This window comes from Nocardia sp. NPDC051052 (genome assembly GCF_044456045.1).
Classification (GTDB): domain Bacteria; phylum Actinomycetota; class Actinomycetes; order Mycobacteriales; family Mycobacteriaceae; genus Nocardia.
The window spans coordinates 1-15,619 of the sequence record NZ_JBITFL010000029.1; the positions used below are offsets into that span (position 1 = coordinate 1).

The window sequence follows — 15,619 nt, forward strand, 5'->3', positions numbered from 1 at the left end:
CGGCTAGGTTCTGGCCCGAGGATCGGGCTGTCGCTGCTTGGGTCTGCTCTGCGGTGGTGAAACCTGCTGGTATACGGGGGGATTCACAGACCCCCCATACCTCCCACAGACACCCTCAGGCCCTGTGGGAGGTATGGGGGGTCTGTGGGTTCGGCGCGTGCGCCCTGGTGGACCGGATCAGCGCCACCGGTCGCAGGCCCTGACTGTCAACGGCCAAGGAACCCGCACCCTCCCGAAATCCGCACCTTCCCTGGGGATCTGCACTCGCTTTAAGGTCTTAGAGGCAGTGCGGATCCCTAGAGGGAGTGCGGATTTCGACCGTACGGGTTTCTGCTTCGGGGCGGGGTAAGGTCCGCACTTTTCTCGGGAATCTGCACAGACCCAGGACGACTGGACCCGAGTACGGATGTCAGGAGGGGTGGTTGGGATCAGGGCGACGAAAAGGCTGGTGGGGGTGGGGTTTCGGTGGTGTGCTCGGGGTGTATTCGTTGGTTCTATAGCGAAGGTGATCAGATGGCGGGCGCGCAGGCGGCAGGTACTGGCTCGGTGGTCAAGCTTGGCGCTCGGATTGGGGCTCGGGTCGATGATGTTCGGCTGGGGGGCGACTTGGATGGGGGGACGGTTGATGTGATTCGTCGTGCGTTGGTGGCGCACAAGGTGATCTTTTTTCGTGGGCAGGGGCATCTGGATGAGGACGGGCAGTATGAGTTTGCGCAGTTGCTCGGCAGTCCGACGACTCCGCATCCGACGGTTACCTCGCACGGGGTCAAGAGTTTGGCTATCGACTCTGAGCATGGGCGTGCGAACAGCTGGCATACCGATGTGACGTTCGTGGACCGGATTCCGAAGGCGTCGATCCTGCGCGCGGTGCACCTGCCGAGCTATGGCGGCTCGACCACCTGGGCGTCCACTGTCGCCGCCTACGAGTCGTTGCCCGCGTCGCTGAAGCTGCTCGCGGAGAGCTTGCGCGCTGTGCACACGAATGTCTACGACTATGCGGCCCGCAATGTTGCACCGCTGCGCCCGAACACCCAGGCCTATCGGGCCGAGTTCGAGTCGAGCTACTTCGAGACCGAGCATCCGGTGGTCCGGGTGCACCCGGAGACCGGCGAGCGGGCGTTGCTGCTCGGCCACTTCGTCAAGCATTTCGTCGGTCTGTCGAGCACCGAATCGCAGACCCTGTACCGCTTGTTCCAGGACCGGGTGACGCGCCTGGAGAACACCGCACGCTGGAACTGGGCACCCGGCGACGTCGCGATCTGGGACAACCGCGCCACCCAGCATTACGCCATCGACGACTACGACGATCAGCCACGCAAGCTGACCCGCATCACCCTGGCCGGCGACATTCCGGTCGGCGTCGACGGCACCGCGAGTACCAGTATCACCGGCAACGCCGAGCACTACTCGATCGTCGAGGACACGCGGCTGCTGGCCTCGTGAGCGGGCGTCAGCGGTGAACCGAAGACTAGAGCCCAGCACCAGCCAGGTGAGTAGTGAACGAGGTGTCAGTGCCGGAAGTCGCGGCTGACCGGCGGACCGAATCGATGGGCATCGATCGTGCGTCACGGCCCAGCCGCGCGATCTTGTTCGGCCGCAGTGAGGTGTCGTCGTGCGCCGCCGCAGCGGGCCCTGAGACACTAGTGCGATGAGTATTCGGCCGTTGGACGGTGTTCGCGTCCTGGAGCTGGGCAATTACATTGCCGCGCCGACCGCCGGGCGCATCCTCGGCGACTTCGGTGCCGAGGTCATCAAGGTGGAGCGGCCGAAGGCCGGTGACGAGTTGCGCAACTGGCGGCTCTACGGCGGCGACACCTCCATGCTGTACCGCACCGTCAACCGGAACAAGAAGTCGATCACGCTCGATCTGCGCAGCGAAGCGGGCCGTGCCGTCGTGCTCGACCTGATCCGTCAGTGCGATGTACTGCTGGAGAACTTCCGCCCCGGCATGCTGGAGAAGTGGGGGCTCGGCCCGGAGGTGCTGAACGCGGCGAACCCGAACCTGGTGATCACCAGAATCTCGGGCTACGGGCAGACCGGGCCGCACGCGTCGCGTCCCGGCTTCGCCGCCGTCGCCGAGGCGGTCGGCGGCCTGCGTGAACTGATGGGTGAACCGGACCGCCCGCCGGTGCGCACCGGCGTCTCCATCGGCGACTCGATCGCGGGTGTCTATGCCGCGTTCGGCACCGTGATGGCACTGTTCCAGCGGGAACGCAAGCCGGACGAGACGCCGATTCCGTTGCGCGAGCGCATCATCGACGTTGCCCTCAACGAGACCATCCTGTCGGTGATGGAATCCCTCGTCCCCGACTACCTGGCCTACGGCATCAACCGCGGCCGCGTCGGCGGGTTGGTCGAGGGCATCGCCCCGAGCAACGCCTACCCGTGCAGCGACGGCGTCAGCATCATCATCGGCGGCAACGGCGACGCCATCTTCCAGCGCTATATGCAGGTGATCGGCCGCCCCGACCTGGCCGCCGACCCGGAACTGCACGACAACGCGGGCCGCTGGCGCCAGCACGACCTGCTCGACGCGGCGATCACCGAATGGACAAGCAGGCACACCCGCGCCGACGCATTGAAGATCCTCGAGGCCGCGGGCATCCCCTGCGGTCCCATCTACACCGCGGCCGACATTGTCGACGACGAACAGTACAAGGCGCGCAATATGATTCAGCCGTTCTCGGTAGATGTCGGTGCGGCGGAACCGAAGACCGTCGGCTTTCCCGGCATCGTCCCGGTGATCGGCGAGCAGTCCCTGCCCATCCGCACTATCGGCCCGGACCTAGGCGAGCACACGCACGAAGTGTTGTCCGGGCTACTCGGCATGAGCGACAGCGAGATCGACGCCTTGGAGGCGAAATGAGGGAAGACCGCAGGCGTCCGCCGGGGCGCGGACCGCGCGATATCCGGTCACCGGGGTTCACCCGGCCGACGGTGCATCCGAATCCGGCCGGTGTGCACGAAAAGCCGTGGGGCGGCGTGATGTGCGCGCCGCGACAGGAGCGAGACGAGCGGTGACCGCCGCGGTCCTGCGCGACGTCACGTTGCGAGATGGCTTGCAGCTCACCGGAAAGGCGCTGCCGGTCGAGCGCAAGGTGGCTATCGTCCGGCGGCTACTCGGGCTCGGCGTGCCCGAGCTGGAGATCGGTTCCATGGCGCGGCCCGACCTGGTTCCGCCGATGGCGAACACCATGGAGCTCATCGCCGCACTGAACCCTGAAGAGCTGCAACGCTGTTGGGTGTGGGTGGCGACGCCGAGGCATGTCGAGAGGGCGGCCGCGGCGGGGGTGCGCAATTTCCAATACTGCTTATCGGTCTCGGACGCGCACAACAAGGCCAATATCGGGCGCACCACCGAGGACAGCGTCGCCGCCATGCCCGACGCCGTCCGCCTGGCGGCGGCGGTGGGTGGCTCGATTCAGTTGTGCCTGGCCACGAGCTTCACCTGCCCGTTCGACGGCCCGGTCGATCCGGAACGGGTCATCGCGATCGCCAACGACCCGCGCACCGCGGGCGCCGGCGACATCGTCATCGCCGACACCCTCGGCCAAGCCCACCCCGCTCAGGTCGCCGAGCTCATCTCCGCCGTCCGTACCCGAACCCCGCAGCGCCGCATCGTCTTCCACGGTCACGACACCTGGGGGATGGGTGTCGCCAACACGCTGGCCGCCATTCAGGCGGGTGCCACGATGGTGGACGGTTCGCTCGGTGGCCTCGGCGGTTGCCCGTTCGCACCCGGTGCCAGCGGCAACACCTCGACCGAAGACATTCTGTTCGCGACGCGTCCGGACTGGTTTACCCCGAGCATCCTGGCGGCGTTGGTCGACGAGTCCGCGGAGTTACTGGCTGAACTCGGCGAACCCAATCGCTCCAGGACCGCCGAGGGCGCGCGCTCCAAAGCCGATGCTTTCGAATGGGTTAGCCAGCCGTCCGCTGGTGAATATTCAGTCAACTATTTGCCCTGAGGTTCCGGTGAGCGATCCACGCGATGAAACTCGCGTGGTGAAGCTTCCATCTCGGAGGTTGCGGGTCGGGTGCTCTACGCCCGCACTTCACTGGATTGGTTGTGACAAGCATGGCTGACCGGGGCTCGACGTGTCCTATCTGTGCCGTCTGTGAGCTAAATCTCAAATTAGCCGCAAGTTAGCCCTATTCGACATGGGATGACTTGGTGTCAAACATCCGCTGAACAGGCCGGAGTCGAACCGGTTGTGAGACAGGGCCTGACCTGCTGTCCGCTGCGCAGAGCCCGCCGGCGACGTGAATCTCCAGCTACCCAAATGATGGACGTATGTCCAGGAATCGCCCGGCGGCGGTCCGGCACCGTGATATCTCTATCGGGTCGGCACCGAGGGAGTGCCCGGTCATTGTTCTCTGAAGGGAAAGTCTTTGAAGAAGTTCCGTACGTTCGGTTTCCTGGTTGTCAGCGCGACCGCCATCGTGCTCGGTGGCTCCGGCCTCGCGTCGGCCGAGGTCGCCGAGACCCTGCCCGTCGCCGAGACCCAGATCGCCGACGCCCCGCTGACCGGCTCGGCCGCGCTGACCGCGGGCCTGGCCAAGATCCTCAGCTCGGGCAGCGGCGCGGCGTGCGCCAGCCCGATCAAGGGCTGCCCCGGCGTCTCCTGATTTCAGTAGTACCGGTGCTCTGCCTCGCCACGGCGGGGCAGAGCACCACCCCTGAGTGGGACAGCACCGAGCCCCCACTCGCATAGCGCCGCACCCCTCCCGCTCGCTCGAGCCGGAAAATAGGTCGCGCGTATCAAGCCTCGGTTCGTACTATTTCTGGCATGTTCAGCTACGCCATCGCCGCATCGTCCGCAGTCGCGGGCGCGATGGCCGCTGTCCTGGCCGCATCGGCAGCAGTCGCCGCGCAGCTCGACGGAGCCCGAAGCTGACCTTCCCCGGGATGTCCCGGGACCTCGGACGGGGAAGGTCGCCCCGTCGCTGAGGTCCCGCTCGACACCGTCGGGCACATTCGCTCGTGCCCGCCGGCCAAGCCAGGAAAAACTATGTCCAAGAAGACTTATGTCCGCACCAAGCCGCACCTCAACATTGGCACCATGGGCCACGTCGACCACGGCAAGACCACGCTCACCGCGGCGATCACCAAGGTGCTCGCCGAACGGGGTGGCGGCAGCTTCGTGCCGTTCGACCGGATCGACCGCGCGCCGGAAGAGGCGCAACGCGGCATCACCATCAATATCGCACATGTCGAATACGAGACGGCGACAAGGCATTACGCGCACGTCGACATGCCGGGTCACGCCGACTTCGTGAAGAACATGATCACCGGCGCGTCCCAGCTCGACGGCGCGATCCTGGTGGTCTCCGCGCAGGACGGCGTGATGCCGCAGACCGCCGAGCATGTGCTGCTCGCCCGCCAGGTGGGCGTCGAGCACATCGTCGTCGCTCTCAACAAGGCCGACGCGGGTGACCCGGAACTGCTCGACCTGATCGAGCTGGAGGTGCGGGAACTGCTCACCGCCCAGGGCTACCCTGGCACCGAGGTCCCGGTTGTCCGGGTCTCGGGGCTGCGGGCGCTGGCCGGCGACGAGCGGTGGACCGCCGCGCTGGTCGAGCTGCTGGACGCCATCGACACCCACGTGCCGATTCCGGTTCGCTATACCGACGCGCCGTTCCTCCTGCCGGTGGAAAACGTCCTCACCATCACGGGCCGAGGCACCGTCGTCACCGGCGCGGTGGAGCGGGGCCGGGTCCGGCTCGGCGATCGAGTGGCGCTGCTCGGTCTCGACGACGAGCTCGCCACGGTCGTCACCGGGGTCGAAACTTTCGGCCGCACCATGGATTTCGCGGAGGCGGGCGACAATGTCGCGCTGCTGCTGCGCGGCATCCAGCGCGGTCAGGTGCGCCGCGGTCAGGTCGTCGCCGAACCGGGCAGCGTTGCCGTGCACAGCGGGTTCACCGCGCGCGTCTACCTGCTCGGCAGCGCGGAAGGCGGTCGCCGCACGCCCATCACCAGCGGCTACCGCCCGCAGTTCTACATCCGCACCGGCGACGTGGTCGGCGATGTGACGCTGCCCGCCGAGACCCGGCTGGCGATGCCCGGCGACACGGTCGACCTGACCGTCGAGCTCGGCCGTCCGACCCCGGTGGAGCCGGGCCTCGGCTTCGCCATCCGGGAGGGCGGCCGCACCGTCGGCGCGGGCACCGTCCTGACCACCGGCTAGCGGTTCGACACCGCGCGCGGGGACCATCCATCGGTCTCCGCGCGCGGTGCGGTCGAGTGGCGTTCGCCGCGATCAGGTGCCGGTCGACAACCCGGCCGTGGGTTGGGCGTGTTTCGGGTGCGGCTCGAGGGGCGGGGTGGCACCGAAGTGGGTGCGGATTTCGGTGCACGCGCCGATGATTCGATCGATCTGCTGGTCGGTGAGGGCGGCGTGCAGGCCGAAGCGCAACAGTGCGCGGTTGCGTGCGGTGAGGGGTGAGCACAGCAGGGTGCCGAAGATTCCCCGTGCTTCCAGGAAGTCCCGGATGGCCATGGCGCGCGCGTCGGGTCCGGCCTGTAGCGCGACGATGTGGCTGGCCGAGCCCGCCAGGTCGAATTCGAGCATGGTCAGCGCGCGACGCACCATGGTCGAGAGCTCGCGTAGTCGCTGGCGCCGCCAGTTGTCCACGCGGATTACGTCGAGTGTCGCGGCGAGGCCCGCGATTTCGTACGGCAGCAGCGTCGAGGAGAAGACCGCGGGATGCGACTCCATCTTGAAGTAGTCGACGAAATCGATGGCGCTCGCCGCGACGAACCCGGCGCGGGCGCCGAATGCCTTGGCGAGGCTGGCAATTCGATACGGCACCCGTTCGGTGAGGCCGAGCGCCGCCACCATGCCGGACCCGGCGGGCCCGTCGGTGCCGAGTGCGTGTGATTCGTCGACGACGAGCACGCTGTCGGTTTCGTCTGCGGCATCGCAGATCTGGGTGAGCGGGCAGCGGCTGCCGTTGGTGCCGTAGATCGCGTCCACCGCGATGATCCCCGGCCCGTGTGCGCGAATCTGTTCGCGTAGGTGGCCGGGAAAATTGTGCCGGAACGAATATATCGGCGCACCAGTGACTTTCGCTCCGTGCCAGAGCGACATATGCGCGAATTGATCGATGTAGACCGGGGTTCCGGGGTCTGCGATGGATTGCATCAGGCCGACTTTCGCATCCCAGCCGGATTGGCAGAGAATGCCGGCGGGTGCGCGCAGATGGTCGGCGAGTGCGCGTTCCAGCATCACCTGCGGGTGATTGCCGGGCAGGTAGGCACCGGAGGCGAACCTGGGGACGGGCGCGGACCGCAACGCGGTTCTGATCGCGTGGGTGATGCGCGGATCGACGGCCAACGCCAAGTAGTCGTTACTACTGACAACGATGTCGCCGTAGCCGGGCGCGCGACCGTGCAGGATGTGCCGCCCGCCCCAGTGCCCGGCGAATCTGTCCGAATGAAATCTTTCGACGCGCAGGCGGATTCGTTCGGCGACAGTCGGGCTCATGGAACTCCTTTCGCCAGCAACAGCTACTTCAGAGCACACGCGACTCGATTGAACCACCGGCGGATCGGGCCGGGGTCGGATTGCACAACTTGACGGATGACCACTAATTATCGGGGTCAGATATCTCCGCTACTGAGATTGCTGGCGTGCGCCACATTTCGTTCGCAATATTTCAGCAATCCCTGAGCCCGGCCGGTTGTGCGTTGAGGTACCCGACACAACCGGCCCGGCGAAGAAAGGTCAGCGGGTGGCGCGCGGTGCGCCGGGACCCGGGTTGATTCGGGTGGGGCCCGCTGCCGTCGGGAGGACCGGGAAGTCGAAGATGGCGGTCGGGATGTACACGGTGGCACAGGAATTCGGGATGTCGACGACGCCGGAGAAACGCCCCTCGATGGGCGCGGCGCCGAGCAGGAGGTAGGCCTGTTCGGGGCTGTAGCCGAACTTGGTGAGGTAGTCGATGGCGTGCAGGCAGGCGCGTTCGAAGGAGAGCTGCGAGTCGAGGTAGCGCTGTTCGCCGTCGAGGGTCACGGAGGTGCCTGAGAAGGCAAGGTACTCCGAGTAGGTGGGGCCAGAGTTGCCCGGCACGAAGATGGCGTTCTCGCTGACGCCGTAGAGCTCCATCCCATTCTTGATGAGATCGACCCGCAGGTCGATGAATCCGCCCATCTCGATCGCGCCGCAGAAGGTGATCTCGCCGTCACCCTGGGAGAAGTGCAGGTCGCCGACCGAGAGGTGGGCGCCGTCGACGAAGACCGGATAGAACACCCTGCTGCCGCGGGTGAAGTTCTTGATGTCCTGATTGCCGCCGTTCTCGCGCGGCGGCGCGGTGCGCGCGGCATCGGCGGCCACCCGGTCGAACGAGGCGCCGGACAGCGAGCCGAGTACTGCGTCGCGCGGTTCCGGCGGTAGTGCCAGCGGCGGCACCCGCTGCGGGTCGGTCGCGATCAGTGCGCCTTCGCGGGCATTCCACTTCGACAGGAGTGCGGCCGACGGCGCTGTGCCCATCAGGCCGGGGTGGGTCATGCCGGTGAACTTCACCCCGGGGATATGGCGCGAGGTGGTGGTCTGCCCGCTGAAGTCCCAGATCGCCTTGTAGGCGTCGGGGAAGTGGTCGGTGAGGAAGCCGCCGCCGTTGTCGGTGGCGAAGATGCCGGTGTAGCCCCAGCCCTGGCCCGCCAGCGGGCCCGAATCCTCCTGCGGGATGGGGCCGATGTCGAGGATGTCGACGATCAGCAGGTCGCCGGGCCGCGCGCCCTCGATCGCGAACGGGCCGGACAGGCAGTGCACCGTGCTGAGCGGTGCGTTCAGCACGTCCTCGGCGGAGTCGTCATTGTGGATGGCGCCGTCGAACCACTCGCGCACATGCACCCGGAACTCGTCGCCCGGTTTGACGGTGACCGCGGCGGGAATGTCGGGATGCCACCGGTTGTGGCCGACCAACGTCTGCTCGGTGAACCGTTTGCCGGAATCGAGCGGGAACAGTAACTCTGGCATCGTCTATCCTTCGGTCTCAGGGTCGGGGAAGCTTGCGGTGCAGCGGATTTCGGGTCACCGGTACCGATCGGCGCGGCGGCGGCGCGGCAACCACCGACGGCTCGCTTGCCGTACGTTCGGTCGCGTCGACGAGCCGGGTGCCGGCCGATCCCGGCCGGATCAGCGCCGCGACGCCGAACTGTCGCTTGCTGCTCGACGCGCAGTCCGGGCACGGTGCGGCGACCGGCACGTCGGCCATCGCGAAGGTGAGATCGAAGCCGCCGCAGGCGCGGCAGTGGAACCAGTAGAGGGGCACGCTGACCTCATTATTTTCATATGAATATGTTTCGTATGACGACGATACAAAGCCCGGCAGGTCGCCGCAGCGAAACCGCAAGGTGAAGTTCGTGTTACGAGATTCAGGAGTTCAGCTCGGCGAGCACGCTGAATTCGAGCGCGTCGGCGTCGGCCAGATAGACCGGCTGGGTGGTGTGTGCGCCGCGCACCCGCACCTCGCCGCGCGGGCCGTCGTAGCTGACCCGTGGCGCATTGCGTTCGATGGTGCGCAGGTCGAGGCTGCGGGCCGACTCGGCGAGCGAGGCGAACAGCAGCAGTCCCTCGTAACAGGATTCGCCGATATTGTTGAGCGCGGGCGCGGTCGGGCCGAACTCGCGCAGATAACGCGAGCCGAAATCCATCCCGGCCGGCGACACCACGCTCTCGAAATAGCCACTGGCGGTGAACAATCCACGTGTGCTGTCGGCGCCGCCCGCGTACAACACGTCCTCGCCGATCATCATGCTGAGCCGCAGCCGGTCGCCGTCGAGGCCGGACTCGGCGAAGGCCGCGTTGAACGCCGCGCAGTCCGCGCCGACCATGAACAGCAGGACGCCCTGCGCCGGGGAGCGGTGGATCAGCGCGAGTGCCTGGCTGAAGTCGCGTCCACCGAGCGGAACGAAGGCCTGCCCGACGATCTGAATATCCGTGGCGGCTGTGAATTCCATAGTGGCCCTTGCGGTTTCCCGGGGCCACACGTAGTCGTTGCCGACAATGCACCAGCGGCGGATGCCGTGCTCGGCGCGCAGCCAGCGCAGTGCGGGGAACAACTGTTGCTCCGGTGTCTCGCCGACCATGTAGACGCCGTCGGAGTCCTCGCCGCCCTCGTAGAACGTGGTGTAAACATACGGCACCCGGCCCGCCGTGTGCGGCGTGATCACCTTGCGTGCGTTGGACAGATGCCAGCCGACGACGCCATCGACCATGCCCGTGCTGACCATCCGGTCGATCGTCGCGGCGAGGGCGGGCAGCGGCGCGCCCGCGTCCACCGGATGGATCCGGACCTGCCGATCGAGAATTCCGCCCGCGGCGTTGATATCTCCGACGGCCAGCGAAGCGCAGGCCTCACAGGAGGGGCCGAACATGCCCGCGGGCCCGCTTCGCGGCACCACGAGCGCGATGTCGACCGTGGAACGTCGGAAGTCGTAGCACGACAACGGAATCACCACCGTATATTTCCGTTTGAATATTTCCATACGGGGTTGGATATAGTACTGCCGTGGACCATAGCACCGCCCCCGCCGCGCTGGCGGAGTTGGCCCGGCTCGTGCGCAGGGCGTCGCAGGAACTCGACCGGGCGATCGCGACCAGCCTCGGCGAGAGTTCCGTCGCGCGCTGGCATGTGCTGGCCGCGGTGGTGGACGGTGCCGGCCACCCGATGTCGAGCCTCGCGGAGGCGACCCTGCTCACCGGCGCCAATCTGACCCGATTGATCGACGGGATGATCGCCGACAACCTGGTGCACCGCAAGGTCGACGACACCGATCGCCGCCGGGTGCTGGTGTTCCCGACCAAGCGCGGATCGCAGGCCTATCAGGCGATGAACCGCGCGGTAGAGGCGAGTGGCCTCGACGAGCTCGCCGCGGGGAACAGACGATTGGCCAAGTCGTTGGCCGCCATGCTCGATCAACTGCACGCCGAGCCCGCTACCACGTAACTCGCCTCGGCCGCTACCACGGAACCCGTCGCCGCGCATCGATACCCGGCGAGTCGGGGAAGTCCCTGATGGCGCGCGGGCGCGAACGCGGTAAGACTGGTGTGCATGACTTCGCAAGCTTTGGGTTCCGACACCGCTGACGTGGCGGTTCCGACCGATGTCGCGGCCCGCGCTATCGACCTGACAAAGGTCTACGGGTCGGGAGATACGCAGGTCCGGGCGTTGGACGGGGTGTCGGCGGAGTTCGCGAAGGGGGAATTCACCGCGATCATGGGGCCCTCCGGGTCCGGCAAGTCGACCTTGATGCACTGCCTGGCCGGACTGGACAGCGCGAGCAGCGGCACCGTGCGGATCGGCGATACCGACCTGGCCGGGCTCTCGGACAAGCAGATGACGCGGCTGCGGCGGGACCGGATCGGCTTCGTCTTCCAGGCGTTCAACCTGGTGCCGACGCTGACGGCACTGGAGAACATCACGCTGCCGCTGGACATCGCCGGGCGCAAACCGGATCAGGCCTGGCTGGACACCGTGCTGAAGCGGCTCGGCCTCAACGATCGGCTCACCCATCGGCCCAGCGAGTTGTCCGGCGGTCAGCAGCAGCGGGTGGCCTGCGCGCGGGCGCTCGCGGGCAAGCCGGAGATCATCTTCGGCGACGAGCCGACCGGCAACCTGGACTCGAAGGCCTCCGAGGAGGTGCTCTCCATCCTGCGGGCCGCGGTGGACGAGTTCGGGCAGACCGTGGTGATCGTCACACACGAGCCGCATGCCGCCGGGTTCGCCGACCGGGTGGTGTTCCTGGCCGACGGCAAGATCGTCAACGAAATGCGGGATCCCACCTCGGATACCGTGCTCGACCGGATGAAGGCGCTGGAGCAAGCCTGATGAGTGGTTCGCCGATGCGAAAGGTTGCACTGCGCAATCTGGCCGCGCATAAGGTGCGGCTCGCGCTCACGTTGTTGTCGGTGGTGCTGGGGACCGCGTTCATCGCTGGCTCATTCGTGTTCACCGACACGCTGCAGAGCACTTTCGACGGAATCTTCGCTGGTCAGGCGAAGGGGGTCGACGTGCGGGTGAGTCCCAAAGAGCGCCAGGCGCAAGGGGTTCCGAACAATATCGTCGACGAATTGCAGAAGTATCCCGGGGTGCGGGCGATCGCGCCGAGCGTGAACGGCACCCTGGTGCTGCTGACGCCGGACGGAAAGAAGGCGATCCAGACCGGTGGCGCGCCCACCTTCGGCCAGTCCTATCTGCCGCCGGAGCGGGCGGTCGCCGAGCCGAACAAGTTCGTCCAGGGCGTGCCGCCCGCGAAACCGGGTGAGATCGCGCTGAATATCGGCGGCGCCGAAAAGGCCGGGTTGAAGGTCGGCGAGCACACCAAGGTGTTGATCCCGTCGCAGGGCAATCCGATCGACGTGACGCTCACCGGCATTTACCAGGTGCCCTCGGACACCGGCGGTTTCATCGGCGTGCTGTTCGACGACACGCAGGCACGCAAGCTGTTCACCGACGGGTTGCACGTGGCGTATGTCGACATCGCGGCGACCGGCATCCCCGGTGATCAACTGCGCGACAACCTCGTCAAGGCGCTGCCGGACTACAAGGTGCAGAACGGCGATCAGGTACGCGCGGACCTGAAAAAGGAAGTCTCCAACGCGCTCAACTTCATCAACTACTTCCTGCTCGCGTTCGGCGCGATCGCGCTGATCGTCGGCACCTTCATCATCTACAACACCTTCTCGATGATCGTCGCGCAGCGATTGCGCGAACTCGCCCTGCTCCGAGCCGTCGGGGCGAGCAGGCAACAGGTCGGCCGATCCGTGGTCGCGGAGGCGTTCGTCATCGGATTGATCGGCAGCGCACTGGGATTGGCGGGCGGCGTCGGGTTGGCGTTCGGATTGTCCGCGGTGCTCAACGCGTTCGATCTCGGGCTGCCCACCGGGTCGATGGCGGTGCTGCCGCGCACCATCGTGGTCGGGCTACTCGTCGGCCTCGCCGTGACGGTGCTCAGCGCCTACGCACCTGCCCGGCGGGCGGCGAGGATTCCACCCGTCGAGGCGATGCGCGAGGAATTCGCTTCGGCCGGAGACTCTTTGCGGGTGCGGACGTTGGTCGGCGCGGTGCTCGCGGTGGCCGGGGCGGTGCTCGTCTACGTCGGTGCCCAATCCACCGGGGGCAACGCGGCTTTGACCGTCGGCATCGGCGCGCTGGCGCTGATTCTCGCGGTGCTGCTTGCCGCGCCCGCGCTGTCGCGGCCGGTGGTCGGCGGACTCGGCGTGCTGATCCGGCCGTTCGGCCCGATCGGGCGGATGGCGCGCAACAACGCCGCACGCAACCCGCGTCGCACCGCCGCAACGGCCTTCGCGCTCACCCTCGGGCTGATGCTGGTGACCGCGATCGGCATGCTCGGCGCCTCGGCGAAGGCGAGTGTCGGAGTGCTGGTCGACAAGGGCGTGAAGTCCGAATATGTGCTGGCCGGACAGCAATTCGTCGGGGTGCCGTTCGGCGCCGCCGACGCGGTCCGCAAGTCGGTGCCCGGCGTGGCCGACGTGGTCGGGATCCGCGGTGTCGGCTTCAAGCTCGGTGACGATCAGATCGGCGGTACCTCGCCGGACGGGAAGCTCGACCAGGCGCTGAACTACGAAATACTGCGCGGCAGTGCGACTCTCGGCGACCGGGACATCCTGGTGTCCGAGGACGAGGCGGACAAGCGCGGCTGGCGGGTCGGCCAGGAGGTCTCGCCGACCAGCTTCGACGGCAAGAAGGTTCCGCTCACCGTCACCGGCATCTACCGCAAGACCCCGCTGCTCGGCGCGCTGGTGGTGTCGCCGGTGGTGTACAAGGAGGTGGTACCGCTCAACTTCCAGAGCAACGTCGTCGTGCTGGTGACCGCCGAGCCCGGCGCGAACCTGACCGAGATGCGCAGTGATCTGGAGAAGGCGGTCGAGCCGTTCCCGGTGGTCCAGGTGCAGGACCGGGAAGAATTCAAAGGCGCGCAAGGTAAACAGATCAATACCCTGCTGGCCATCCTCTACGGTCTGCTCGCGCTGGCGGTGGTGATCGCCATTCTCGGCATCGTCAATACGCTGGCGCTGTCCGTGGTGGAGCGGCGCCGGGAGATCGGCATGTTGCGGGCGGTCGGGATGCAACGCGCCCAAGTGCGCCGAACTATCTATCTGGAATCCATGCTCATCGCGGTCTTCGGCGCGATCATCGGCATGCTCCTCGGGCTCGGACTCGGTGTGGGATTCCTGCGCACACTGCGTGATCTCGGGCTCGACCAGATCGCCATCCCGTGGTCTCAGCTGGTGCTCGTCTTGGTGAGCTCGGCCGTGGTCGGCGTGCTGGCCGCGCTGTGGCCCGCGGTCCGCGCGGCCCGGACACCACCCTTAGCGGCCATCGCCGACCTCTAGCGCAACCGCTGTCCGGCGGGCCCCGATTCGTCGGGGCCCGCCGTTGCCGTTTCCGTGCCGAGGTCGAGCCTGCTGTGGAATCGGCTGGCCCGCACCAGGTCCGGGGTGGTGCGGGGAACAGTTGTGTCTGTCCCGTCACACCCTGCTGAAGTTTGCCGGAGGGTGGTGCTAGGTTAAACGGAGGATATAGCTCCGCTTAATTGCCGGGATCGGCCTGGTTCAACGGGGAAGGAGGCCGCGGGCAATGGTGGCTGTTGGTCTTGGCGGGCCCGGTGTCGGATTCGAGGTCGCGCCGGGCGGGATCGTCGAGCGGGTGCGGGTGGCCGTGCACGGCCGCGGCGGCGAGGCGATCGGGCAGTTAGCCCTGATCACCGTGCTCTATCTCGGGTATCGCGTCGGCCGGATGGTCACCGCCGACGACACGGTGCGCGCGTTCGGCAACGCGCGTCGCATGCTCGGTCTGGAGGACCGGCTCTGGCTGCCAGAGGAGACGACGCTGCAGTCGGCCTTCGTGCACCACAACTCCTTCGCCCTGCCTGCCAACTTCTATTACGCCACCGCTCACTTCACCGTCGCGGTGGCGGTCCTGTTGTGGCTGTGGATGTTTCGGCCGGAGCACTATCGATGGACCCGCAACCTGATGGTCGCGTTGACCGCCGCCGCGCTTGTCGTGCACGTGCTGGTCCCGCTCGCGCCCCCGCGCATGCTGCCGGAGTACGGCTTCGTCGATCTGGCCGCCGTGCACGGCCAATCCGTTTACGGTTCGGCCGAATCCGGCGGCCTGTCCAACCAATTCGCCGCCATGCCCTCGCTGCACGTCGGCTGGGCGCTGCTGCTCGCCTTCGCCGTGGTCGCCGCGACCCGCACACGGTGGCGCTGGCTGGCCCTGGCGCACCCGGTGCTGACCACCCTGATCGTCGTCGGCACCGGCAATCACTACTGGCTCGACATCATCGTTGCGATCGGTTTGCTGGCCGTCGCCGCGCTGCTGCACCCGAAGCTCGTCCCGACCTCGGCGACCGCATGGGGCATCATGGGCCCCGTCGCGGCAAAACCAATGGTGACCAGCTGAGAACTTGTCGCCCGGCGCCCTGTCGAACCCGGCTCACGCCCGCGATCTCTGTCGTACGATCTCCTGAGCTGTCCGGTCGCCCGTCCAGATAGGAGTCTCAATGATGCTGTCAAGCCGCTGGCGTAGCCGCGGCAAGCCTTTGTGGTTCCCAAGTACGGTTGTCACGCAGCAGAGCCCACAG

Annotated in this window: 14 protein-coding genes; 10 read left to right on the forward strand and 4 right to left on the reverse strand. The window is 66.8% G+C overall.

All coding sequences use genetic code 11. The annotated features are described in order from the left end of the window. Window positions 1-513 precede the first annotated feature (513 nt). The 6 genes from ACIBCN_RS44015 to tuf all read left to right on the forward strand — a co-directional run bounded on the left by ACIBCN_RS44015 (window position 514) and on the right by tuf (window position 6,191). A complete protein-coding gene (locus ACIBCN_RS44015; RefSeq protein ID WP_396998763.1) occupies window positions 514-1,443 on the forward strand; it encodes a TauD/TfdA dioxygenase family protein in 930 nt (309 codons plus the stop codon). 205 nt (window positions 1,444-1,648) lie between these two features. Beyond that, a complete protein-coding gene (locus ACIBCN_RS44020; RefSeq protein WP_396998764.1) occupies window positions 1,649-2,866 on the forward strand; it encodes a CaiB/BaiF CoA transferase family protein in 1,218 nt (405 codons plus the stop codon). Then, entirely contained in the window at window positions 2,863-3,021 is a 159-nt protein-coding gene (locus tag ACIBCN_RS44025; protein WP_396998765.1) for a hypothetical protein, read from the forward strand. The genes ACIBCN_RS44020 and ACIBCN_RS44025 overlap by 4 nt, the downstream gene beginning before the upstream one ends. Further along, entirely contained in the window at window positions 3,018-3,968 is a 951-nt protein-coding gene (locus ACIBCN_RS44030) for a hydroxymethylglutaryl-CoA lyase (protein WP_396998767.1), read from the forward strand. The genes ACIBCN_RS44025 and ACIBCN_RS44030 overlap by 4 nt, the downstream gene beginning before the upstream one ends. A 424-nt stretch (window positions 3,969-4,392) precedes the next feature. After that, window positions 4,393-4,629, forward strand: a complete 237-nt coding sequence (locus tag ACIBCN_RS44035) for a hypothetical protein (protein ID WP_396998768.1) — start codon at window positions 4,393-4,395, stop codon at window positions 4,627-4,629. 383 nt (window positions 4,630-5,012) lie between these two features. Then, a complete protein-coding gene (tuf, locus tag ACIBCN_RS44040; protein WP_396998770.1) occupies window positions 5,013-6,191 on the forward strand; it encodes an elongation factor Tu in 1,179 nt (392 codons plus the stop codon). Between the two features lie 72 nt (window positions 6,192-6,263). Here tuf and cqsA read toward each other — a convergent pair whose 3' ends face one another. From cqsA to ACIBCN_RS44060, 4 genes are all read right to left on the reverse strand, one after another. Then, on the reverse strand, window positions 6,264-7,490 hold the full coding sequence (gene cqsA / locus ACIBCN_RS44045; RefSeq protein ID WP_396998772.1) for an alpha-hydroxyketone-type quorum-sensing autoinducer synthase: 1,227 nt from the start codon (window positions 7,488-7,490) through the stop codon (window positions 6,264-6,266). 240 nt (window positions 7,491-7,730) lie between these two features. Then, window positions 7,731-8,984 (reverse strand): formamidase, encoded by a 1,254-nt coding sequence (gene fmdA, locus ACIBCN_RS44050; RefSeq protein WP_396998774.1) that lies wholly within the window; start codon window positions 8,982-8,984, stop codon window positions 7,731-7,733. 16 nt (window positions 8,985-9,000) lie between these two features. Further along, complete coding sequence (locus ACIBCN_RS44055) at window positions 9,001-9,279, reverse strand: FmdB family zinc ribbon protein (protein ID WP_396998776.1); 279 nt, start codon at window positions 9,277-9,279, stop codon at window positions 9,001-9,003. 103 nt (window positions 9,280-9,382) lie between these two features. Then, a complete protein-coding gene (locus ACIBCN_RS44060) occupies window positions 9,383-10,495 on the reverse strand; it encodes a substrate-binding domain-containing protein (protein ID WP_396998778.1) in 1,113 nt (370 codons plus the stop codon). A 23-nt stretch (window positions 10,496-10,518) separates the two neighbouring features. Here ACIBCN_RS44060 and ACIBCN_RS44065 point away from each other — a divergent pair, with 23 nt between their 5' ends. The 4 genes from ACIBCN_RS44065 (at window position 10,519) to ACIBCN_RS44080 (ending at window position 15,438) form a co-directional block, all read left to right on the forward strand. After that, complete coding sequence (locus tag ACIBCN_RS44065; protein ID WP_396998780.1) at window positions 10,519-10,956, forward strand: MarR family winged helix-turn-helix transcriptional regulator; 438 nt, start codon at window positions 10,519-10,521, stop codon at window positions 10,954-10,956. A gap of 105 nt (window positions 10,957-11,061) precedes the next feature. After that, window positions 11,062-11,838: an ABC transporter ATP-binding protein gene (locus tag ACIBCN_RS44070; RefSeq protein WP_396998782.1), complete on the forward strand. Its 777-nt coding sequence runs from the start codon at window positions 11,062-11,064 to the stop codon at window positions 11,836-11,838. 14 nt (window positions 11,839-11,852) lie between these two features. After that, window positions 11,853-14,366, forward strand: coding sequence for an ABC transporter permease (locus ACIBCN_RS44075; protein ID WP_396998784.1), 2,514 nt, complete (start codon window positions 11,853-11,855; stop codon window positions 14,364-14,366). Between the two features lie 244 nt (window positions 14,367-14,610). Beyond that, complete coding sequence (locus ACIBCN_RS44080; RefSeq protein WP_396998786.1) at window positions 14,611-15,438, forward strand: phosphatase PAP2 family protein; 828 nt, start codon at window positions 14,611-14,613, stop codon at window positions 15,436-15,438. Window positions 15,439-15,619: the final 181 nt, after the last annotated feature.

Bases quoted from the DNA above. Each gene is read 5' to 3' on its own strand.
- ACIBCN_RS44075 (WP_396998784.1), top strand. From the start codon at position 11,853: ATGCGAAAGGTTGCACTGCGCAATCTGGCCGCGCATAAGGTGCGGCTC.
- ACIBCN_RS44025 (WP_396998765.1), top strand. From the start codon at position 2,863: ATGAGGGAAGACCGCAGGCGTCCGCCGGGGCGCGGACCGCGCGATATC.
- ACIBCN_RS44020 (WP_396998764.1), top strand. From the start codon at position 1,649: ATGAGTATTCGGCCGTTGGACGGTGTTCGCGTCCTGGAGCTGGGCAAT.
- cqsA (WP_396998772.1), bottom strand. From the start codon at position 7,490: ATGAGCCCGACTGTCGCCGAACGAATCCGCCTGCGCGTCGAAAGATTT.
- fmdA (WP_396998774.1), bottom strand. From the start codon at position 8,984: ATGCCAGAGTTACTGTTCCCGCTCGATTCCGGCAAACGGTTCACCGAG.
- ACIBCN_RS44060 (WP_396998778.1), bottom strand. From the start codon at position 10,495: ATGGAAATATTCAAACGGAAATATACGGTGGTGATTCCGTTGTCGTGC.
- ACIBCN_RS44070 (WP_396998782.1), top strand. From the start codon at position 11,062: ATGACTTCGCAAGCTTTGGGTTCCGACACCGCTGACGTGGCGGTTCCG.
- ACIBCN_RS44080 (WP_396998786.1), top strand. From the start codon at position 14,611: ATGGTGGCTGTTGGTCTTGGCGGGCCCGGTGTCGGATTCGAGGTCGCG.
- tuf (WP_396998770.1), top strand. From the start codon at position 5,013: ATGTCCAAGAAGACTTATGTCCGCACCAAGCCGCACCTCAACATTGGC.
- ACIBCN_RS44015 (WP_396998763.1), top strand. From the start codon at position 514: ATGGCGGGCGCGCAGGCGGCAGGTACTGGCTCGGTGGTCAAGCTTGGC.